The organism is Streptomyces sp. GESEQ-35, assembly GCF_017948485.1.
GTDB lineage: Bacteria > Actinomycetota > Actinomycetes > Streptomycetales > Streptomycetaceae > Streptomyces.
Window position 1 is genome coordinate 1 of sequence record NZ_JAFFSX010000025.1, and the last position, 21,321, is coordinate 21,321.

Here is a 21,321-nt window from a genome sequence, read left to right on the forward strand (position 1 = left end):
TGAGGGCCGGGCGCCGGAAGACGGCCGACGCTACGACTGTGCTCGACATCGCCATCGACCGCATGAGCCCGGTACCGCTGTACCACCAGTTCGCCCAGCAGTTGGAGCAGGCCATCGAGCACGGCCTGCTCCTTCCGGGCGCCCTGCTCGGCAACGAGGTCGAACTTGCCGAACGGCTCGGTCTGTCACGGCCGACCGTCCGGCAGGGCATCAAGTCCCTGGTCGAGAAGGGACTGTTGGTACGGCGTCGGGGCGTCGGCACCCAGGTCGTGCACAGCACGGTCAAGCGCCCTCTGGAACTCACCAGCCTCTACGACGACCTGGAGGAGGCCGGGCAGGCACCGAGCACACGGGTGGTGCACAACGATGTCGTGCCCGCGTCCGCCGAGGTCGCGGCAGCTCTGGGTATCAGACAGGGCGACAGCGTGGTCCGATTGGAGCGGATCCGGTACGCGAACGGACTCGCCGTGGCCGTCCTGCGCAACCACTTGCCGACCGACCTGCTGCTCGATCTCGACACACAGCTGCTGGAGGCCACGGGGCTGTACCGGCTGCTGGACGCGGCCCACATCAGGCTGCACAGCGCGCATCAGGCGATCGGCGCCCATTCGGCCACCGCTGAGGAGGGCGACCACCTCGGGGAACCCGAGGGCGCGCCCCTGCTCAGTCTGCGGCGCACGACGTACAACGCCGCTGGGGAAGCCGTGGAGTACGGCACGCATCTCTACAACGCCGCGCGCTACGTGTTCGAGTTCCGGCTGCTCATGCGGCAGTAGGGGGCCTTGTTCCGTCGATCCGCGCCGACGGATGGAGACAGGGGTGGCGGGGACGACCGTGGTTTCGTCCCCACCACCCCTGTGGCATCTACTTCACCGGCGTCTACTCCACCACCGCCGCGGCAGTCCGGTACGCCGCTGCGGCGGCCTCCCGCACCGGCAGCGCACGGTGCGCGTCGGAGAGGATCTCCACACCCCAGGGGCCGCGAAAGCCGGCCGTACGGAGCGCGGCGATGATCTCCGGAAGGTCGAAAGAGCCCTCTCCGCACAGCCGACGGCGATGGACGGTGTCCTCGAAAAGAGTGCCGATGACCTGGCTGTCGGCGTCGTTGAGCTCCACACCCACGATCCGCGACCCGGGTACGTCCGCCAGGTCGGCAGGCGGGGTGTGGGCGCGCTCGGTGTGCCAGACGTCGATGATGAGGCCGCCCGCCGGGTGACCGGCGGTCTCGACGAGCCGGAGCCCGTCGTGCACGGTCTTGAGGTTGGACCAGGGCAGGGGCTCGACCCCGAGCCGGGCGCCCACCCCGTCGGCCTGCGCCGCCAGCGTGGCGAACTCCTTGGCCCAGACATCCAGGTCCCAGGGCTCGTCCGCCACGTCGGGGCCGATCTTGAAGGTGCGTGCGCCCAGTGCCTCGATGGCCCGCAGCATTCCGGCACGGACGGTGTCCGACGCGGCCCGCCGGGGTCCGTCGGCCCACCAGTCGGTCAGCAGCTCCAACTCGATGTGGTTGATTCCGTTGTCCGCGAAGAGAGACCGGATGCCGCCGAGCCCGTACTCGCGCTCGGCCTCCACCAAGTCCCAGTACAGCAGCCCGAAGGCCGTGAATCCGGCGTCGCGCGCCGCTTCCACCCGTTCTCTCAGGTTCAGCGGACTGCGCAGGTCTTCCTCATCGGGAGCGGTGTCGCCCGCGGTGGTCCAACACGTGGCCAGAAATTCGTCAGCGGTCATTTCTGTTTCCTGGATTCCTCATGTTCGGAAAAGACGCCGGCACGCAACGAATGACAAATACAAGAATAGGCGCACGTCGCCTCGGCATTCTTGGATGCCCCGCGCATGCCGGTCAATCCCTCAGAAGCCATCAAAAACACATCAGGCCCGTATACGACTAAGCGACACCGCGCAGCACCGAGCGCAGATGCTCGGCGCTGGCCCACACATCCTCGACCGGTCCCTTTGCCGTGGGCTCCTCGGTCAGGATGGTGTCCTGTTCCAGGACGTACCAGCCGTCGTAGCCGCGTGCGCTGAGGTGGGTGACGATGGCCTGGACATCCACGTCTCCCGCGCCCAGCGGGCGGTACATGCCCTTGCGCACGGCCTCGGTGTAGCTGAACTTTCCGGACTGGACCTTGGCGGCGAGGGAGGCGTCCACGTCCTTCATGTGGGTGTGGGCGATGCGCTCGGGCGCCTGGCGGGTGAGCTCGGCGGGGTCGGTGCCGCCGATGAGCAGGTGCCCGGTGTCGAGGCAGAGCGAGATCGCCGAGTGCTCCAGGACGCGTCGGACCTCGTCGCCGTTCTCGATCATCGTGCCGACGTGCGGGTGCAGCACGGCGCGTACGCCGCGCTCGGCGGCCAGCGAGGAGAGCCGGTCGAGGTTGGACAGCAGCAGCTTCCAGCCGTCGACGTCGAGCTCGGGGCGGGAGTCGTAGCCGTCCTGGCCGGTGATGGCCGACAGGACGAGAACCTCCGCGTTCGAGGCGGCGTAGCTTTCCAGGAGCTGTTCGGTCTCGGGCAGCGGGTCGTGTCCGGGCACGTGCAGCAGCAGCGGGGTGAAGCCGCCGACCGCGTGGAGGTCGTGGTCGGCGAGGGTGCGGGCCATGGCGTCCGGCTCGCCGGGCAGGAAGCCCTCGGGGCCGATCTCGGTGGCGGCCAGGCCGACTTCGCGCATCTCGTTCAGCACCCGCTCGGGCGTCAACTGGTAGCCCCAGCCGGGGACTTCGCACACGCCCCAGGAGATGGGCGCGCCGGCGATCCTGTTCAGGGGTGAGGTGGTCATGCCGTGACCTTTCGGTGGTTCCAGTCGGGGTTGGCGACCGCGGCCGGCGGGCGGCCCGCGAGGACGTCCGCGACACCGCGGGCGGCGTCGACGAAGGTCAGGGTCATCGCCCGGCGCGTCATGCCCATCAGGTGCGGGGTCATGACGACATCGGGGTGGTCGAACAGCGGGTGGTAGAGGGCCGGCTCGGGATCGAACACGTCCAGTCCTACCCCCGACAGCCGGCCCGACTCCAGGGCGGCCAGGGCTGCGTCCGCGTCGAGCAGACCACCGCGGCCGCAGTTGATCAGAATTGCTCCCTGCTTGACGCGGGACAGCAGCCGCTCGTCCACGAGGTGCCGGGTCTCCTCGACGAGCGGCGCGTGCAGCGTGAGCACGTCGCTCGACTCGGCCAGTTCACCGAGGTCGGTGCAGGCGAACTCGGCGGGTGGCGGGCTGAACGGGTCATAGGCGAGCGTCCGCATCCCGAAGACGGCGGCGAGTTCGCCCACCCGGCGGCCGATGCGTCCGTAGCCGACGATCCCCAGGGTGGCGCCGTCCAGGTCACCTACCGGTACGGCGTTCCGCTCGGCCCAGCGGCCGTCCCGTACCAGCTCGGTCAGCGGTTTCAGCCGCTTGGTCAGGTGCAGGGCCATGGCGAAGACGCCCTCGGCCACAGCCCGGCTGCCGCTGCCCGGGGTGATCACCACGGCGATCCCGCGGGCGGAGGCCGCCGTCACGTCGACCAGGTCGACACCGACGCCGGTGCGGGCGATGACCCGCAGCCGTGGGGTCCGCTGGAGGAAGTCCTCGTCGATGTGCCGGTCGGCGCGGACGATGGCGCCTTCGGCGACCGCGAGGTCCGCGGGGGTGGGGTCGGTGACGAACGTGACCCGCTCGCCGAGAACGGGACCCACGGTGTCGGCGTCGACGGGACCGAGGGCCACTACGACATGCTCGGTGACATCCTTGGTCATACGATCAACTCCGCACCGGATGACCGAAGTTGGCCCCGGGTACCTCGAGCACCGACTGCCAGGAGCCGCTCTCCGCGGAGGCGGCGGCCGCCGCGATGACCTCGGCGACGGCGTGCGCGTCATCGATCGTGGAGTTGTGGTGCTCGATGCCGGCCACGGCGGCCAGGAACTTCTTGGCCTCGATCACCTTGAGGTCGTCGTAGCCCATGCTGTTGCCGGGGCCGGGCTGGAAACTGGCGTAGTCGCCCATGTGGCCGTTGCCGAGCACGGTGGTGTAGCCCTGGTGGGGGCCGCTGCGGTCGAGGGCGACGCGCAGCTCGTTCATGCGCTCGAAGTTCCAGGTGACCGAGCCGTCGGTGCCGTAGATCTCGAAGCCGATGCCGCACTGCGGGCCGACGATGATGCGGGACGCCTCCAGGGTGCCGACGGCTCCGCCGCTGAAGCGGACGAGGGCGGCGCTGTAGTCGTCGTTCTCCACGGCCGCCATCTCGCCGTCCTCGATCACCGCGAAGTGCGTGCCCGAGCCCATGGGGAGGATCGGGCGCTCGGTGTAGACGGTGCTGGTGAGGGCGGATACCTCGTCGATCGGGGCGACGACGTAGCTGACCAGGTCCACGACGTGGCTCAGCAGGTCGCCGAGCGCGCCGTGACCGGCCAGGTCCCGCTTGAAGCGCCAGGACAGAGCGCCCTTGGGCTCGGAGGCGTAGCCGGAGAAGAAGGTGGCACGGACGTTGGTGATACGGCCGAGTCGTCCCTCGGCGATCAGCTCGCGGGCCCGCTCCACGGCGGGGGCGTGGCGGTAGTTGTAGCCGATGGAGGTGACGACCCCGGCGGCGCGGGCCGCGGCGGCGACCTCGGCGGTCTCCTCGGCACCGCGCCCGACGGGCTTCTCGATCCAGAACGGCTTGCCGGCCTTGGCGGCGGCGATGCCGATCTCGTGGTGGAGGAGGTTGGGCGCGCAGATCGAGACGACGTCGACGTCCGGGTCGTCGAGGACTGCGTGGTAGTCGGTGCCGGCCTTCTCGTAGCCGAGTACGTCACGGGCGTAGGCCGCGCGGTCCTCGGCCGTGTCGGCGGCGTGCACCAGGCGGGGCTTGATGCCGAGTTCGGGGTAGACGGACGGCAGCGCCTGGTAGGCGCGGCTGTGCAACTTGCCCATCCAGCCGACGCTGATCAGTCCGACGCCTATCTCGCGGGCGGCGCCCGGGGTGTTGGGGGTCATTGATGTCTCCTGGGGATGCCGAGCGCCCCGTAGGGGCGCGGGGAACTGCGCGACCAGCCACGACGGCGCCGCAGACGAAAACGCTCAGGCCCGCGCAACGGACAAGGCCTCGGACAACGCCGCGGCGAGCAGCGTCGAGTCGGAACCGATACCGATGAACGCCCAGCCCTCGGCTCGCTTGGCGGCCGCGGCCGCGCCGTCGGGGACGAGGAGCCCGCACGCCTTGCCGTGGTCGGCGGCGGCCTTGCGGACGCGCTCCAGCGCATCCCGGTAGACCGGGGCACCGAACTCGCCCGGCACGCCGAGGTCATGGCTGAGGTCGCGGGGGCCGACGAACAGCACGTCGACGCCGTCGAGGGCCGCGATGGCCTCGACCTCGTTCAGCGCGCTCGCCGACTCGATCTGGATCACGCCGAGGATCTCCCCCTCACGGTCCAGGGCTTCGGCGTCGAGTCCGAAACGGCAGGCCCGGTTGTAGGTGGCCACGCCTCGATCCCCCGCAGGCGGGTACCTCAAGTGCCGTACGGCTTCCTGGACTTCGGCCGCCGTGTCGAGGCGCGGCAGCATGACTCCGGCGACGCCGAGGTCGAGGACGCGGCCGATGCGGATCCGGGCCACGGACTCGACACGTACGACGGTCGGCACCCCGTAGGCCGCCGCGGCGGGGACGGTCGTACGGACCTGCTCCTCGCCTCCGGCGCCGTGTTCGAGGTCGAGCAGCACCCAGTCGGCTCCGCTGGCGGCGCACACCTCGGCCGAGACCGGGGAGGCGAGGCCGACGAAGGTGCCCAGGGTGGCCTCGCCGGCGCCGAGCCGGGCGCGCAGGCGGCCGTGATCCAAGGGAGAGCGATTCATCCGTACCACCTCTGGGACGCGAGACCGTCTTCGTACTCGCCGCGCAACTGCGCGACGGCTTCCTGCTCGGAGACCTCGGCCGGGGCCACGTCCCACCACACACCGGCGCCGGGAAGGTCGGCGTGCGGGATCACGGGGACGACCAGGACGACCGGGCCGTTGTGGTCGCGGGTCTCGGCCAGCGCGGCACGCACCTCGTCGGCGGTCGTGGCGCGCATGGCGCGGGCGCCGAGGCCCTCCGCGGTCTTGACGAGGTCGACCTGGAGATAGTCGCCCTCCAGGCGGGCGGGCTTGCCCGAGCCGATCTCCAGGCTGCCGTCGCGGTAGCGGAACTCGTTGCCGAACTCCCGTCCGCTACGGCCCATTTGGAGTCGGTGGATGACCTGGTAGCCGTGGTTCTCGGGGATCACGATCGTGACCGGGAGCCTCTCCTGGGCGGCCGTGACCAGCTCGGTCGGCGCCATGAGGAAGGTTCCGTCGCCCAGCAGGGACAGCACCCGCTTCGACGGGTCCGGCTCGGCGAAGCGGACGCCGATCGCGGCGGGCAGTTCGTAGCCCATGCAGGAGAAGCCGAACTCCAGGTGGGCGAAACGGCCTTCGGTGGCGTCCCACACCTTCTGAAGGTCACCGGGCGGACCGCCGGCGGCGGCGATGATCGTGTCGCCCGACCGCATGTGCTCCTGGAGCAGGCCGATCAACTGGCCCTGGGTGAGGGCCGCTCCGGTGTCGCGTACGACGTCGGAGTCCTCGGGCAGCGACGCGAAGTCGAAGGGGATGGCCGGGTCGAGCGCGGCGGCACGTTGGTCCCGCCACTGCTCGTCCAGGGCGCGCACCTTCTCCTGCCAACTGGCAGTGGTGGTGGTGCCGTTCGCCCGTACGGCGTCCGTCAGGGCGGCGAGGGCGCGCTTGGCGTCGGCCACGATGCCGGTCGCGCCCAGGCGGCCCGCGTCGTGCACGTTGACGTTGATGCTGGCGAAGCGCACGTCCGGGTTCTCGAAGATGGAGTGCGAGGCGGTGGCGAAGTCCGTCAGACGCGAGCCCACCGTGAGCACGAAGTCGGCTTCCCGGGCAAGGACGTTGACCGCCGGAGTGCCCTCCAGGCCGATGCCGCCGAGCTGCCACCAGGCGCGGCGCTGGACGGCGCCCTTGCCGGCGAACGTCTCCGCGACGGGAGTGCCCGCCGCCTCGGCCAGCGCCTCCAACTCCTCGGTGGCGCCGGAGTACACCACCCCGCCACCGGCGATGATCAGCGGCTTCTCCGCCTCGGCGAGCATCCGTGCGACCACCGCGACCTCGTCGGCGTCCGGCGCCGGACGACGTATCGGCCAGTCGCGCTCGGCGAAGAACTCCGCCGGATAGTCGTACGCGTGGGACTGGATGTCCTGCGGGAGGGAGACCACGACCGCGCCGGTGTCGACATCGGTGAGGGCCCGCATCGCCGCGGGCAGCGCGGTGAGGAGCTGCTCGGGCCGGGTGATGCGGTCGAAGAAGCGGGAGACCGGGCGGAAGGCGTCGTTGACCGAGGCGTCGGCCTCGATCGGGTGCTGCAACTGCTGGAGTACGGGCCCCTGGTGACGGGTCGCGTAGGTGTCGCCCGGCAGCAGCAGCACAGGCAGCCGGTTCACGGTGGCGAGGCCCGCGCCGGTCACCATGTTGAGCGCGCCCGGGCCGATGGAGGCGGTGACCGCCAGGGTGGCGTGCCTGCGCGATGCCTTGGCGTAAGCCGTCGCGATGTGGACCAGCGCCTGCTCGTTGCGGCCCTGGACGAACGGGAGTTGATCGCTGAGCTGGTCGAGGGCCTGGCCGAGCCCGGCCACGTTGCCGTGGCCGAAGATGCCCAGCGCTGCCGGTACTAGGCGGCGGCGGTGACCGTCGGCCACGGAATACTGGCGGGAGAGATAGGTGACGACGGCCTGGGCAACGGTGAGGCGCACCGTGCCCTGTTGCGTCCGGTCGGTCATGAGTCGGCTCCTGATCGGGGATGTGTACGGGGACGCGGCCGGGTCACCAGGGGCGGCCGTGCAGGACGATGGTCTTGACCTCGGTCATCTCGCTGACCGCGGCGCGGGGGCCTTCCTTGCCGTAGCCGCTGCCCTTGAGGCCGCCGTACGGCATGAGGTCGGCACGCCACAGGGGCGTCCAGTTGATGTGGACGGAACCGGCGTCGATCTCCCGGATGGCGCGGACCGCGCCGGCGACGTCGGAGGTGAAGATGCCGGCGCCGAGGCCGTAGGCGGTGCCGTTGGCCTGGGCGATGGCGGACTCCCAGTCGGCGGCCGAGCTGACGGCGATCGCCGGACCGAACAACTCGTCCTGGCTGAACGACGATTCGGGGTCCACGTCGGCGACCACGGCAGGCTGCACCACGGCGCCGTCGCGCTGGCCGCCGATCAGGACGCGTGCGCCGTCCGTCCCGGCCTGCGCGATGGCCCGCTCCACCCGTTCCGCCTCGGCGGTCGTGATCAGCGCGCCCATGGTCGTGTCGGGGGACGACGGGTCGCCGGTCCTGATGGCCTTGACCTTGGGGACGAGGGCGTCGAGGAAGTCGGCGGTGACCTTGGGATGGGTGATCACTCGCTGGACGGAGATGCACACCTGTCCGGCGTTGACGTAGCCGCCCAACGCGACGGCGCTCGCGGCCAGTTCGAGATCGGCGTCGGGCAGGACGACGACCGGGCAGGAGGCGCCCAGTTCGAGGGAGAGCTTCTTCACCCCGGCGACCCGCGCGATGTGCTCGCCGGTCGCCGTGGAACCGGTGAAGGAGATCTTCCGTACCCGGGGGTCGGTCACGAGGGCGTCCCCCAGCACCCCGCCGGAGCCGACGAGCACCGAGAGCACGCCCTCGGGCAGCCCGGCGTCCACGAAGCACTCGGCGAGCGCCAGCGCGGTCAGCGGGGTCGAGGTGGCCGGCTTGAGGACGACCGCGTTGCCCGCCGCGAGCGCGGGAGCCAGCTTGTGCAGCACGAGCAGCGCGGGGTAGTTGAACGGCGTGATGGCCACCACGACACCGCAGGGCTGGCGCAGCGTGAAGCCCACCTTGTCCTGCCCGGTGCCGCGGTTGGCGTCCAACGGCAGAGTCTCGCCGTAGAGCTGGGTGCCCTCGAAGGCCGCGAGACGGATCAGGTCCCCGGATCGTGACGCCTCACCGGTGGCCTCGGTGATGGTCTTGCCCGACTCCGAGCTGATGGTCTGCGCGATCTCGGCCGCTCGCTGGTCGGCGAGCTCCGCCGCACGCAGCAGGATCGTCATGCGCTCGTGAGCGGGTGTACGCCGCCACACGGCGGCACCCCGTTCCGCCGCCGCCAGGGCCACCTCGACATCCTCGGGGCCTGCCACCGCCACGGTGCCGACGGTCTTGCCGTCGAAGGGCGACGTGACGTCCCAGGTCTGTCCCGACCCTGCGGACGCTTGCCATCGGCTTCCGATGAGTAGTTCCAAAGGCGCCATTGCCATCTCCCTCCAGAAACCGTCAAGGCTGGCCCGAAGTGCTGATCAGCCAACGGCCAAGCCGTTTACATGGGCGCAACGGTAAGTGGGTCGCAGGGCATTACTGAAGGGGCGGAAACCATCATTATCGCGTCATTGAATACATCTTTTTTGCATCACCTCTGACGCCTGTGCGCTCGCCCGGGAAGGATCAGGCACGCTGTCGTGACAACCCCTCCAAGGAAGCGCAGACCACATGGCCACATCAGCCGTCCAGTCCCGCACCATCGGCTTCATCGGCCTCGGCATCATGGGCTCTCCCATGGCCGCCAACCTCGTCCGGGCCGGGCACACCGTGATCGGATACAACCGGAGCCGTCCGGCGGTGGACCGCCTCGTCCGGGCGGGAGGCCAGGGGGCGTACAGCGTCGCGGCCGCCGTCACCGACGCGGATGTGGTCATCACGATGCTCCCCGCGGATCCGCAGGTCGCCGAGGTCGTGCTCGGTCCGGACGGCGTCCTGGCGCACACCCGTCCCGGCACCCTCCTCATCGACATGAGCAGCGTCAGTCCGCAGACGGCCGTCGCCGTCGCCGAGGCGGGCCGGGACAAGGACGTCCGCGTCGTGGACGCTCCCGTGTCCGGTGGCGAGGCCGGCGCCATCGATGCCGTGCTGTCGATCATGGTCGGAGGCGACGCCGACGACTTCGCCGACGCCGACCCGCTCTTCCGTGCCCTCGGGACGACCGTCGTCCACGTAGGCCCGCACGGCGCGGGCCAGACCGTCAAAGCCGCCAACCAGCTCATCGTCGCGGCCAACATCCAGGCCCTGGCAGAGGCGGTCGTCTTCCTGGAGAAGGCGGGCGCCGACCTCCCCTCCGCGCTGGAGGTCCTCGGCGGCGGCCTGGCCGGCTCCACCGTCCTGGCCCGGAAGAAGGACGCCATGCTGAACCGGGACTTCAAGCCCGGCTTCCGTATCGACCTGCACCACAAGGACATGGGCATCCTCACCGACGCCGCCCGCTCCGTCGGCGCCGTCCTCCCCCTCGGCTCCCTCACCGCCCAGCTGATGGCCTCGGCCCGCGCCAACGGCGACGGCACGCTGGATCACTCCGCCCTGCTGCGCGGCGTGGAACGGCTCTCGGGGCGAGCCGTGGACTGAGCTGTTGGACCGACCACTCCCGACGAGAGCAGTGGGCCGCCTCGTCCGAGCGGCACCCGCGTGCAGCTCAGGCCCAGGCCGTCACCGGCACGAAAGAGCTGTCCCGCCGGAAGACATCCGTTCCGTCCGAGCGGTCCACGCGCAACTGGTAGTTGTAGTGGCGCAGGTGGTAGCCGGGGTAGTTGTAGGACTCGAAGCGCAGCGAACCGCTGCTCGTGCCCGTGCGTGCGATGAAGGTGGCGTCCCTGGCGAAGGTCGTCGTGCCGTCGCCCGCGTCGAAGCGGGCGCGGAAGTCGTAGTGGCGAAGGTAGTTGCCGGACGTGTCGCGGAAGGAGTAGCCGTTCGCGTCGGCCAGGCCCGCGACCACCGAGAAGGTTGCCGCCTGCTTCTCAGCCGTCGTGCTGGAGCCGCTCACCGCGGGGAGGTTGAGCAGGGAGGACTGCGTCTGCCAGTAGCGGGTGGGGTAGTTGGCCGACTGGAAGGAGCGGGTGATGCCCTTGGCCAGGGTCGGGCCGCCGGAGACCGTCTCCTTGATCACCGTGAAGTGGCGTGCCGTACCGGAGACGGCGGGCAGCGCGGCCGGGGCGGTCCAGGTGGCGAAGGTGTCGTAGCTGTCGCTGTAGTAGTACGTGCCGTCGCCGTAGCCGTCGAAGAAGACGCGCCAGCCGCCGTTGTCGAGCTGCACCAGCGCCGGGCCCTCGCGGGTACCGCCCCAGCCGGCCCAGTTGCCGGTCCGGCTGATGGTGTAGGGGCCGGTGAGGCTCGATGCCGTGCCGTACTCGATGTACTTCGTCGTCTCGTTCTTCGTGAAGGCGTGGTACGTCGAGCCGATCCTCACGAGGAACGTGTCGATGTGGTTGGCGCCGATACCCGCCAGGGCCACCGGTGAACTCCACGCCGTCAGCGCCGAGTTGGTCGCCTTCAGCAGATACGGCGTGAAGATCCACTCGTCGTTGGTCGTCGAGCAGGACACGATCACGTTCACACTGCCGTCGCTGTCGACGAACCACTCCGGCGCCCAGGCGCGGGACAGGCCGGCGATCGGGACCGTGTAGTCGTACAGGAAGGTCCAGTTGACGCGGTCGGAGCTGCGGGCGAAGCCGATGGTGGTGCTGGTGTCCTGCCAGGTGTGCGTGGTGTAGGTGACGTAGTAGTAGCCGTTGCTGTGTCTGAAGATGCTCGCGTCGCGGACGCGATTGCTCGGCGGGGTGTAGGCGGACGCCTTCGCGAGGCGGAAATCCGTGGCGTCGTCCGACTGATAGACGTTCACCGTGCCGTCGTTGCTGTTGAGGAACGGCACGATCGTGTAGCGGGTCGCCGAGCCGCTCGGCGGTGCGGCGGCGACGGCCGTGCCGAGCAGGCCGGGTACTTCGCCCAGTACGAGCGCCGAGGCGGGCAGGGCGGCCATCGCGCGCAGGAGGGTGCGGCGGGACGGCGTGGGGGGACGTGTGGTGGTCACGGGCGGCTCTCCCTAAGACACTGGCCAGACACTGGCCCGACAACACGGGTGTACGAAATACCGAACATGGTTCGGCAAGTCGGTCAGAAGGTAGGGGTGAGGTGCAGAGCCGTCAATGCTTTGGGCACGACCCGGTGAGCCCGGTGTGAAATCCCGGGAAGTGACTCTCCGCCAGGGACGTTCCGTCACCGCCCCGCGGACGTTACCGTTCGGTAGACAACGTCCTTCCGGAGGTGTCCCGTATGACGCTCGACCGCGCCGCAGGCCTCGCGGAGTCCGCCCGTGCGCTGGCCGACGGGGAGCTGACGTCCCGGGCCATGGTGACCGAGGCGCTGGCACGGATCGAGGCGAGCCAAGGGTCCCTGAACGCCTTTCGGATCGTACGGGCCGAGGCCGCGCTCGCCGAGGCGGAGGCCGCCGACAAGGAGCTGGCGTCCGGTGTGCGCCGGCCGCTGCTCGGGGTGCCGGTGGCCGTCAAGGACGACATGGACGTGGCCGGGGAGCCGACGGCCTTCGGCTGTCCGGGTGAGTTCCCGCCCGTCGCCGAGGACGGAGAGGCGGTACGGCGGCTGCGTGCGGCCGGAGCCGTGATCGTCGGCAAGACCAACACCTGCGAGCTCGGCCAGTGGCCGTTCACGGAGGGACCGTCCTTCGGCGCGACCCGTAATCCGTGGCATCCGGAGCACACCCCGGGCGGCTCGTCCGGCGGTTCGGCGGCCGCGGTCGCGGCGGGTCTGGTGCCGGCCGCACTCGGTTCGGACGGCGCCGGTTCGGTGCGGATTCCGGCGTCCTGGACCCATCTGATCGGGGTCAAGCCGCAGCGCGGGCGCATCTCCACCTGGCCGCGCGGCGAGTCGTTCCAGGGGATCACCGTCAACGGCACCCTCGCCCGCACGGTCGCCGACGCCGCCCTGCTCCTCGACGCGGCGAGCGGCAACCACGCGCAGGACCCGCACCGGCCGCCCGCGCTGAGCATGTCCGAGGCGGTGGGCCGCGACCCCGGACGGCTGCGCATCGCGCTCTCCCTCAAGCCCCCGTTCACCGCCCTGCCCGCACGGCTCCTTCCGGAGGTGCGGGCCCGGGTCGTCGAACTCGCCGAGAAACTCAGCCGGTTGGGGCACACCGTCGAGGAGGCCGACCCCCCGTACGGCCAGATCGGCCTGACCTTCATCCCCCGCGCGACCGCCGGAATCGCCGAGCGCGTCCGCGACGTGCCCTTCCCCGACCTCCTCGACCGGCGCACCCGGGACGCCGCCCGGCTCGGCAGGCTCCTCGGCGGCCCTCCGCTGCGTGCGGCCCGGCGTGCCGAGGCGGTCCTGCACCGCCGTATCGGCGTGTTCTTCGAGTCGTACGACGTGATCCTCGCGCCCACGACAGCCGCTCCCGCGCCGCGCATCGGCGCGATGCTGAACCTCGGCGGCCTGGCCACGGACCGTGCGATGATCGCCGCCTGTCCGTACGCCTGGCCGTGGAACGTGCTGGGCTGGCCCGGCGTCAACGTCCCCGCGGGATTCGCCACCGGCGGCCTGCCGGTCGGCGCCCAGCTGCTCGGCCCGGCGAACAGCGAGCCCCTGCTGGTGTCCCTCGCGGCCCAACTGGAGGCGGACCTGCGCTGGCACGAGCGGTGGCCGCCGCAGCAGGCCACCGCTGATTCCCCGGCGGCGTAAGGGCGTTCGGCCCATCACGCTGTGACCATGCAGCCCGTACGCTGTGACCATGGACGATGCGTCGATGGTCGGGCTCATGGGGCGGGTCACCGGGACGATCGGGCCCGGGCTCGTCGGCGAGGTGATCGTCCGCGTGCGCGGGGGCGCCGAGCACTTTCTCGCGTACCCCGCCTCTGCGACGGACCGCATCGAGCGGGGCACGGTGGTGATGGTCGTGGAGTACCTGCCGCCGAGGACCGTCTACGTGCAGGCGGCGTACGACAGCTGAGCCCGCACCGGGCCAGGTGAGAGCCGTAAGCGTCAAGGTTGTGACAAGGATCCGTCAGTGTCTTCACCCCGGCCCCGGACAGGCGCACACTCCCCTTCATTCGGTGCCTGAAGGGCACCATGCAAAAGGGGGCGTGTGCCGATGGTTGTCGGCGTCGTTGCGGGGGTGGCGGTCGTTGCCGTCCTCGTTGTGATCGGTCTGTTCAAGATGATGTGGCGGGTCGCGGAACCGAACGAAGCGCTGATCATCTCCGGTTCCAAACACCGGACCGAGGGCCTTGAGGAGGGCATGGGATTCCGCATCGTCACCGGGCGCGGCACGCTGGTGCTGCCCGGTGTGCAGGCGGTGCGCAAGCTCTCCCTCGACCTGAACGAGACCGAACTGTCCGTTGACTGCGTGACCCACCAGGGCATTCCGCTCAAGGTGCGCGGCGTGGTCATCTTCAAGGTCGGCGACGACTTCGTGTCGATCGCCAACGCGGGCCGCCGCTTCCTGGACCAGCAGAAGCTGATGTCGGAGCGGGTGCACAACGTGTTCGCCGGTCATCTGCGGTCCATCGTGGGCGGGTTGACGGTCGAGGACATGATCCGGGACCGGGAGAAGCTGACCGGGCAGACCCGGGCCGCGTGCGGCACCGAGATGGAGAAGCTGGGTCTGATCGTCGACTCGCTCCAGATCCACGAGATCGAGGATCCGACCGGGTACATCAAGAATCTCGCCATGCCGCACGCCGCCGCGGTCCAGCGGGACGCGCGCATCGCGCAGGCCGAGGCGAACCGGCGTGCCACCGAGGCCGAGCAGCAGGCCGCTGCCCGGATGTCGGAGGCCACCCGGGACAGCGAGATCCTCCAGGCCGGCTACCAGGCGGAGCGGGACAAGGCGGCGGCCGAGGCGCGTCAGGCTGGACCGCTCGCCGATGCCGCGTCTCGCCAGGAAGTCGTCGTCCAGGAGACGCGGGTCGCCGAGCTGGAGGCGCACCGCCGCGAGCAGCAGCTCCAGGCGGACGTCCGTAAGCCGGCGGACGCGCAGGCGTACGAGAAGCGCACGATGGCGGAGGCGGAACGCGACGCGCGGATCTCTGCCGCGCAGGCCAAGGCGAAGGAGACCGAGCTCGCTGCCGCCGCCGAGGCGACCCGGGTCAAGACGGCCGCGGGCGCCGAGGCCGAGGCGACCAGGGCGCGGGGTGCCGCGGCCGCCACGGCGACCAAGGCCACCGGTGAGGCGGAGGCCGCCGCGGCCCAGGCCAAGGGCCTCGCACTCGCCGAGTCGACCAGGGCGAAGGGCATCGCCGAGGCGGATGCCATCAAGGCGCGGGCCGCCGCCCTGGCGGAGAACCAGGAGGCCGTCGTCGCCCAGCAACTCGCCGAGAACTGGCCGGAGATCGTCAAGGCCGGCGCGAGTGCCTTCGGCAGTGTCGACAACATGGTGGTGCTCAACGGCGCCGACGGTATGGCCGACATGCTCGCCAAGACGCTCACGATGGGCGGCACAGGGCTGGGGCTGGCCCGCCAGCTCCTCGCGTCGATGAACCAGAACGGGCAGACGCCACAGGACACCTCGTCACTCAACGGGCTCGCCGAGAAGGTGCCGATGGACGAGAAGTGACCCTTCACGCGTAGCTCACGGGGGCAGCCTCTAAGGTGCCCCCGTGACCACGTTTGCCGACGAGAACGTTCCGGGCCGCCACGGCCCCACCGCCACCACCGAGGCCGACCCCCGCGCGGTCGGCAAGGTGCGCACCGAATACTCGCCCGCGCACGACGGCGATCCGGACCCCGGGGAGATCGTCTGGACCTGGGTCCCCTTCGAGGAGAATGACGGGCGGGGCAAGGATCGCCCCGTGCTCGTCGTCGCCCGGGAGGCCGCCGGGACCTTCCTCGCCGTGCAGCTCTCCAGCAAGCGGCACGACGGGGACCGCGAGTGGGTCGCCATCGGCAGCGGGCCGTGGGACCGGTCGGGCCGCGACTCCTGGGTGGACGTGGACCGCATCCTCCGCCTGCACGAGGAGGGCATGCGCCGGGAGGCGTGCGCGCTCGACCGGATGCGGTTCAACCTCGTGGTGCACCGGCTGCGGTTGCGCTACGGCTGGAGCTGACGCTCCGGGAACGCCCGTACGAACGCTGCTCGCACCACGGCTCCCGGAGTGCGGTCCAGCACCCCGAACACCACGTGCTCGAAGCACCCGGCGAAACGGCCCTCCGCCAGCAGCGTGCGGAACGCGCCCGCCACCTGCATCGGATCGTTGCGGAACACCCCGCAGCCCCAGGCGCCCAGCACCAGCCGCCGGTAGCCGTTCGCCGCGGCCGTCTCCAGCACCCGCTCGGCCCGCACCGCCAGGGCTCGCGGCAGCTCAGGCGCGCGCTCCGGCGTCGTACGGAGCACTACCCCCGCATTCGGTGCCGCCGCCGTCAGGAATCCGGCGGCGTACGGCTCGTCCAGCAGGTGGCCGCGGTCGTCGCGGAAGACGGGTACGGCCGGTGAGTGGATGACGCGGTCCGTGTAGAAGGGGTCGCGGTGGGCGCGGTGGTGGTCGTAGAACTCCCGGACGCCGGCCAGGCACGTGTACAGCGCGGAGGCCCGGCACAGGGCCTCCTCCTGGGCCTGCGCGCCGTTCAGGAAGCCGCCGCCGGGGTTGCGGGCCGAGGCGAAGTTCAGTACGGCCGTTCCGGAGCCGAGCCGACGGGCCGCCTCCAGGCTGCTCTCGCCGGTGACCTCGAAGAACGTGTCCACCGGCGTCGACGGAGCCACCGGCACCGGGTCCGGCCCATACATGCGTGTGCCGTCCCGCGCGGCCTCGACCGCCGCCGCGACGGACACCTCGCGTCCGTCCGAGGCGCGGTAGGCGCCCGCCGCCACGATCTGCTCCGTCTCCCGTGCGACACCACGGAGGCGCGCGCTCATGACGCCACCCCCGTAGGCGTCATGAGCGCGCTCCCCGCGTGCTCCCCCGTCGTGCTCATATACGCATCGTGAGCGATGCTGGTCATGCGGTGCAACAGAGTTTTCCGCCCCCGGAAACGCTCGGCCAAGCGCTCGGGACGCAGAGATTACGGGTCCCGAACGTGCCGGAACGCACCCTTGTGCGGAGCGACGCGAGGGTCTTGGGTAGATCGGGTGTTCGCCCCGGCCCACCCGAAAGCCGGGCCGGCGGCGTGGTGGAATCTCAGGAGGATCCCGACATGTCCGATTCGGCAAGTGGCTGTACGAGGCCTCGTACAGCTGTCTCCGAAGCCGAGGTCGAAGCGCTCGTCCGCGGCATCTGCTTCAAGACCGGTCCACCCCGCACCCTCGGGGTGGAAGTGGAATGGTTCGTCCACGAGCTGCGCACACCGCAGCTCCCCGTGACACCCGAACGACTCGAAGCGGCCTACGCCGCACTGCATACCCTGCCTCTGAGGTCGGCGCTCACCGTCGAGCCCGGCGGCCAGCTGGAGCTCAGCTCGCCGCCCGCCGCCTCCCTGATGGAGTGCATCGGTACCGTCTCCGCCGACCTCGACGCCGTCCGCGCGGTGCTCGCCGAGCACGATCTCGGCCTCGTCGGCGTCGGCCAGGACCCCTGGCACTCGCCCCGCCGGTTCCTGCACGAACCGCGGTACGACGCCATGGAGACCTATTTCGACCGCACCGGTCCGGCCGGCCGCGCCATGATGTGCACCTCGGCATCGGTACAGGTCTGCCTGGACGCCGGCTACGAGGAGCCCGGTCCGCTGGGCCACGGGCGGCGCTGGTGGCTGGCGCACCAGCTGGGCGCGGTGCTTCTTGCCGCGTTCGCCAACTCCCCGCTCGCCGCACGGCGGCCCACCGGATGGCGCTCCACCCGGCAGTTGCTGTGGATCGAGATCGGTGCGGGCCGCGCGGGAGCGCCCCCGCTGGACGGTGATCCGCGCGCCACCTGGGCCCGGCATGTACTGGACGCGCCGGTGATGTGCGTACGGCAGGACGGCGGCCCCTGGGACGTCCCGGAGGCACTGACCTTCCGGGAGTGGACCAGATCGGCCACGCCGCGACCGCCGACCCACGAGGACCTCGACTACCACCTCACGACCCTGTTCCCGCCGGTCAGACCGCGCGGCCACCTGGAACTGCGCATGATCGACGCGCAGCCCGGCGACGACGGGTGGATCGTGCCGCTCGCCGTGACGACGGCGCTGTTCGACGACGCACAGGCCGCCGAGACCGCGTACCGAGCCGTGAAGCCGCTGGCCGAGCGCGCCCTGTCGCTGCCCGCGCCGCACAATCCGCTCTGGCTCGACGCGGCCCGGTACGGGCTGGCCGACCCCGAGCTGCACGAGGCGGCCGTCGTCTGTTTCTCGGCCGCACTGGACGCACTGCCCCGGCTCGGCGCCACCACCCAGGTCACGGACGCCGTCCGGGCGTACCTGGACCGCTACGTCAGCCAGGGCCGCTGCCCCGCCGACGACCTCCTGGACCGGCTGGACGGCGCCGGCCACCCCCCGCACGAGAAGGACATCCGCACATGACCGACCCCGATGTAGAGAAGCTCCGGGAACGGGCGCTGGCCACCCTCACCACGGCCCGCGACCGCACCACACTCCTCACCTCCTGCGTCGAGGAGCCCGACCTCACCGCACAGCACTCACCGCTGATGTCCCCGCTGGTGTGGGACCTCGCCCACATCGGCAACCAGGAAGAGCAGTGGCTGCTGCGGACCGTCGGCGGGCGCGAGGCGATGCGGCCCGAGATCGACGGCCTGTACGACGCTTTCGAGCACCCGCGCGCCGAGCGCCCCTCGCTGCCCCTGCTGCCGCCCGCCGAGGCCCGCGGGTACGCGGCGGAGGTGCGCGGACGCGTCATGGACGTGCTGGAGAGCACCGCGTTCCACGGGACCCGGCTCACCGATGCCGGGTTCGCCTTCGGGATGATCGCGCAGCACGAACAGCAGCACGACGAGACGATGCTGATCACCCATCAGCTCCGCAAGGGCCCGCAGGCGCTCACCGCCCCGGACCCGGACCCTGTCCCCCTGTTCACCGGACCGGCCGAAGTCCTCGTCCCCGGCGGCCCGTTCACCATGGGCACCTCCACCGAGCCATGGGCGCTGGACAACGAACGTCCGGCGCACCGGCGCGAGGTGGCGCCCTACTACATCGACACGACTCCGGTGACGAACGGCGCCTACCAGGCGTTCATCGAGGACGGCGGCTACGACGACTCCCGCTGGTGGACCGCGGACGGCTGGGCCCACATTCGGCAGCACTCGATCCACGCACCGCTGTTCTGGCGCCGCGACGGCAAGCAGTGGCTGCGCCGGCGCTTCGGCGTGACCGAGGTCGTACCGTCCGACGAGCCGGTACTGCACGTGAGCTGGTACGAGGCGGACGCATACGCCCGCTGGGCCGGGCGGCGGCTGCCGACCGAGGCGGAGTGGGAGAAGGCCGCCCGCCACGACCCGGCCGGCGACCGCTCGATGCGCTACCCGTGGGGTGACGCCGATCCGGCGCCGGAACACGCCAACCTCGGCCAGCGGCACCTTCGCCCGGCTCCGGCGGGCAGCTACCCGGAGGGCGAATCGCCGCTCGGCGTACGGCAGTTGATCGGCGATGTGTGGGAGTGGACGGCGAGCGACTTCCTGCCGTACCCGGGGTTCCAGGCGTTCCCGTACAAGGAGTACTCGGAGGTGTTCTTCGGCCCCGAGCACAAGGTGCTGCGCGGCGGTGCGTTCGCCGTGGACGCGGTGGCCTGCCGGGGCACGTTCCGCAACTGGGACCTTCCGATCCGGCGGCAGATCTTCTCCGGGTTCCGCACGGCCCGCTCCGGAGACGTCTGATGTGCCGTCATCTGGCGTACGTCGGGCCGCAGATGTCGGTGGGCCGACTCCTGGTGGAGCCCTCGCACGGCTTGTACCACCAGTCGTGGGCACCCCGGCGGCAGCGCTACGGGACCGTCAACGCCGATGGTTTCGGCGTCGGTTGGTACGCCGAGGGGGACCCGGTCCCGGCGCGTTATCGTCGGGCCGGGCCCATCTGGGCGGACCTGTCCTTCGCGGACCTGGCCCGGGTCGTCCGTACGACGGCTCTGCTGGCCGCCGTCCGCGACGCGACCGAGGCGGGCGCGGACGGGGAGGCGGCGGCGGCACCGTTCGCCGCGGACCGGTGGCTGTTCAGTCACAACGGCGCCGTCAAGGGCTGGCCCGGCTCGCTCGCCCCGCTGGCCCGGCAACTGCCCGCGGCGGACCTGCTGTCCCTGGAGGCCCGCTGCGACTCGGCGCTCGTCTGGGCGCTGGTCCTGGCCCGGCTGCGCGCGGGAGACGATCCGGGGCAGGCCCTGTCCGACACCGTGCCGGAGGTCGCCGGGGCCGCCCCCGGCTCCCGGCTCAACCTGCTCCTCACGGACGGCGAGACGATCGCCGCGACCGCCTGGGGCGACACCCTCTGGTACCGCGCGGGCCCCGGCACGGTCGTGGCCTCCGAGCCCTACGACGACGACCCGCACTGGCAAGAGGTCCCCGACCGCACCCTCCTCACCGCGAGCCGCACCGACGTGCTGCTCACCCCGCTCAAGGACCCGAGCGGCGACACGACATCAGCACCATCGAAGGAGCCCCGTACGTGAGCCCGTTCCTTCTCACCCGCACCCTGCCCGAGGACGCCACCGAGGCCGCCCTGCGCGCCGACGTCCTGCACGGCCTGACCCGCACCCCCAAGACCCTGCCGCCGAAGTGGTTCTACGACGCCCACGGCAGCGAACTCTTCGAGCAGATCACCGAGTTGCCCGAGTACTACCCGACCCGCGCCGAACGGGAGATCCTCATCTCCCGGGCCGATGAGATCGCTGCCGCGACCCATGCCCGCACCCTGGTCGAACTGGGCTCCGGCTCCTCCGAGAAGACCCGCTACCTCATCGACGCGCTCACCGAGCTGGACACGTACGTCCCGGTCGACGTCAGCGACAGCGCCCTCACCCAGGCCGGGCACGCCCTGATCGAGGAGCGGCCGGGGCTGAGCGTGCACGCGCTGATCGCGGACTTCACCGCTCGGGTGGAGCTGCCGGACACCCCGGGCCCGCGGCTGCTGGCCTTCCTGGGCGGCACGATCGGCAACCTGCTGCCGGAGGAACGTGCGCACTTCTTCGCCTCGGTCCGGGCCCTGCTCTCCCCCGGCGACGCGCTGCTGCTCGGCACGGACCTGGTCAAGGACGAGCAGGTCCTGGTGCGTGCGTACGACGACGCGGCCGGGGTGACGGCCGCGTTCAACAAGAACGTACTGACCGTCGTCAACCGCGAACTCGACGCCGACTTCGATCCCGGAGCCTTCGACCATGTGGCGCTCTGGGACGCCGAGAACGAGTGGATCGAGATGCGGCTGCGCTCCCGTACCACGCAGACCGTGAAAGTGCCCGCGCTCGACCTCGCCATCGACTTCGCGACGGGCGAGGAGCTGCGCACGGAGATCTCGGCGAAGTTCCGAAAGGAGGGCGTGCGCGCCGAGTTGTCCGCGGCGGGCCTTGAACTGGCCCACTGGTGGACGGACGGCGAGGGCCGGTTCGCGCTGTCACTGAGCGTGGTGCGGTGAC

At 70.9% G+C, this 21,321-nt stretch carries 19 protein-coding genes; 10 read left to right on the top strand and 9 right to left on the bottom strand.

Going from position 1 to position 21,321, the window contains the following annotated elements:
* Positions 1 to 38: 38 nt before the first annotated feature.
* Positions 39 to 776, top strand: a complete 738-nt coding sequence (locus tag KCH87_RS36045) for a GntR family transcriptional regulator (RefSeq protein ID WP_374199080.1) — start codon at positions 39 to 41, stop codon at positions 774 to 776.
* A 103-nt stretch (positions 777 to 879) separates the two neighbouring features.
* Here the strand turns inward: KCH87_RS36045 and KCH87_RS36050 are convergent, their stop codons facing one another.
* The 7 genes from KCH87_RS36050 to KCH87_RS36080 form a co-directional block, all read right to left on the bottom strand.
* The gene (locus tag KCH87_RS36050) at positions 880 to 1,728 is read right to left on the bottom strand and encodes a sugar phosphate isomerase/epimerase (RefSeq protein ID WP_210592070.1); all 849 of its coding nucleotides are present in this window, start codon (positions 1,726 to 1,728) and stop codon (positions 880 to 882) included.
* 157 nt (positions 1,729 to 1,885) lie between these two features.
* The gene (locus KCH87_RS36055; RefSeq protein ID WP_210592071.1) at positions 1,886 to 2,773 is read right to left on the bottom strand and encodes a sugar phosphate isomerase/epimerase; all 888 of its coding nucleotides are present in this window, start codon (positions 2,771 to 2,773) and stop codon (positions 1,886 to 1,888) included.
* On the bottom strand, positions 2,770 to 3,729 hold the full coding sequence (locus KCH87_RS36060) for an NAD(P)-dependent oxidoreductase (protein WP_210592072.1): 960 nt from the start codon (positions 3,727 to 3,729) through the stop codon (positions 2,770 to 2,772). The genes KCH87_RS36055 and KCH87_RS36060 overlap by 4 nt, the downstream gene beginning before the upstream one ends.
* 4 nt (positions 3,730 to 3,733) lie before the next feature.
* Positions 3,734 to 4,951, bottom strand: coding sequence for a Gfo/Idh/MocA family protein (locus KCH87_RS36065; RefSeq protein WP_210592073.1), 1,218 nt, complete (start codon positions 4,949 to 4,951; stop codon positions 3,734 to 3,736).
* Between the two features lie 84 nt (positions 4,952 to 5,035).
* Positions 5,036 to 5,806 (bottom strand): HpcH/HpaI aldolase/citrate lyase family protein, encoded by a 771-nt coding sequence (locus KCH87_RS36070; protein ID WP_210592074.1) that lies wholly within the window; start codon positions 5,804 to 5,806, stop codon positions 5,036 to 5,038.
* Positions 5,803 to 7,767 carry a 3D-(3,5/4)-trihydroxycyclohexane-1,2-dione acylhydrolase (decyclizing) gene (iolD, locus tag KCH87_RS36075; RefSeq protein WP_210592075.1) on the bottom strand — a complete coding sequence of 655 codons (1,965 nt, stop codon included), beginning with the start codon at positions 7,765 to 7,767 and terminating at the stop codon, positions 5,803 to 5,805. Before iolD ends, KCH87_RS36070 begins: the two co-directional genes overlap by 4 nt.
* A 43-nt stretch (positions 7,768 to 7,810) precedes the next feature.
* On the bottom strand, positions 7,811 to 9,253 hold the full coding sequence (locus tag KCH87_RS36080; RefSeq protein ID WP_210592076.1) for an aldehyde dehydrogenase family protein: 1,443 nt from the start codon (positions 9,251 to 9,253) through the stop codon (positions 7,811 to 7,813).
* Between the two features lie 235 nt (positions 9,254 to 9,488).
* On the opposite strand from KCH87_RS36080, the gene KCH87_RS36085 reads away from it, so the two are divergent.
* Positions 9,489 to 10,394, top strand: a complete 906-nt coding sequence (locus KCH87_RS36085) for a 2-hydroxy-3-oxopropionate reductase (RefSeq protein WP_210592077.1) — start codon at positions 9,489 to 9,491, stop codon at positions 10,392 to 10,394.
* Positions 10,395 to 10,461: 67 nt separating this feature from the next.
* On the opposite strand, the gene KCH87_RS36090 is transcribed toward KCH87_RS36085, so the two are convergent.
* Complete coding sequence (locus KCH87_RS36090) at positions 10,462 to 11,802, bottom strand: glycoside hydrolase family 43 protein (RefSeq protein ID WP_210592178.1); 1,341 nt, start codon at positions 11,800 to 11,802, stop codon at positions 10,462 to 10,464.
* Between the two features lie 293 nt (positions 11,803 to 12,095).
* On the opposite strand from KCH87_RS36090, the gene KCH87_RS36095 reads away from it, so the two are divergent.
* From KCH87_RS36095 to KCH87_RS36110, 4 genes are all read left to right on the top strand, one after another.
* Positions 12,096 to 13,520: an amidase gene (locus tag KCH87_RS36095; RefSeq protein ID WP_210592078.1), complete on the top strand. Its 1,425-nt coding sequence runs from the start codon at positions 12,096 to 12,098 to the stop codon at positions 13,518 to 13,520.
* Positions 13,521 to 13,569: 49 nt separating this feature from the next.
* Positions 13,570 to 13,788, top strand: a complete 219-nt coding sequence (locus tag KCH87_RS36100) for a hypothetical protein (protein ID WP_247197334.1) — start codon at positions 13,570 to 13,572, stop codon at positions 13,786 to 13,788.
* Between the two features lie 135 nt (positions 13,789 to 13,923).
* Positions 13,924 to 15,393, top strand: a complete 1,470-nt coding sequence (locus tag KCH87_RS36105) for a flotillin family protein (RefSeq protein ID WP_210592079.1) — start codon at positions 13,924 to 13,926, stop codon at positions 15,391 to 15,393.
* A 43-nt stretch (positions 15,394 to 15,436) separates the two neighbouring features.
* On the top strand, positions 15,437 to 15,883 hold the full coding sequence (locus KCH87_RS36110; RefSeq protein WP_210592080.1) for a type II toxin-antitoxin system PemK/MazF family toxin: 447 nt from the start codon (positions 15,437 to 15,439) through the stop codon (positions 15,881 to 15,883).
* Here the strand turns inward: KCH87_RS36110 and KCH87_RS36115 are convergent.
* Positions 15,868 to 16,689 carry a TIGR02452 family protein gene (locus KCH87_RS36115; protein WP_210592081.1) on the bottom strand — a complete coding sequence of 274 codons (822 nt, stop codon included), beginning with the start codon at positions 16,687 to 16,689 and terminating at the stop codon, positions 15,868 to 15,870. The genes KCH87_RS36110 and KCH87_RS36115 overlap by 16 nt on opposite strands.
* Before the next feature lie 278 nt (positions 16,690 to 16,967).
* Between KCH87_RS36115 and egtA the strand changes: the two genes are divergently transcribed.
* The 4 genes from egtA to egtD are packed head-to-tail and all read left to right on the top strand — an operon-like array spanning position 16,968 to position 21,320.
* On the top strand, positions 16,968 to 18,269 hold the full coding sequence (egtA, locus tag KCH87_RS36120; RefSeq protein ID WP_210592082.1) for an ergothioneine biosynthesis glutamate--cysteine ligase EgtA: 1,302 nt from the start codon (positions 16,968 to 16,970) through the stop codon (positions 18,267 to 18,269).
* Positions 18,266 to 19,576: an ergothioneine biosynthesis protein EgtB gene (gene egtB, locus KCH87_RS36125; protein ID WP_210592083.1), complete on the top strand. Its 1,311-nt coding sequence runs from the start codon at positions 18,266 to 18,268 to the stop codon at positions 19,574 to 19,576. Before egtA ends, egtB begins: the two co-directional genes overlap by 4 nt.
* Positions 19,576 to 20,361, top strand: a complete 786-nt coding sequence (egtC, locus tag KCH87_RS36130; RefSeq protein WP_210592084.1) for an ergothioneine biosynthesis protein EgtC — start codon at positions 19,576 to 19,578, stop codon at positions 20,359 to 20,361. The genes egtB and egtC overlap by 1 nt, the downstream gene beginning before the upstream one ends.
* Positions 20,358 to 21,320, top strand: coding sequence for an L-histidine N(alpha)-methyltransferase (egtD, locus tag KCH87_RS36135; protein ID WP_210592085.1), 963 nt, complete (start codon positions 20,358 to 20,360; stop codon positions 21,318 to 21,320). Before egtC ends, egtD begins: the two co-directional genes overlap by 4 nt.
* The last annotated feature ends 1 nt before the right edge of the window (position 21,321 follow it).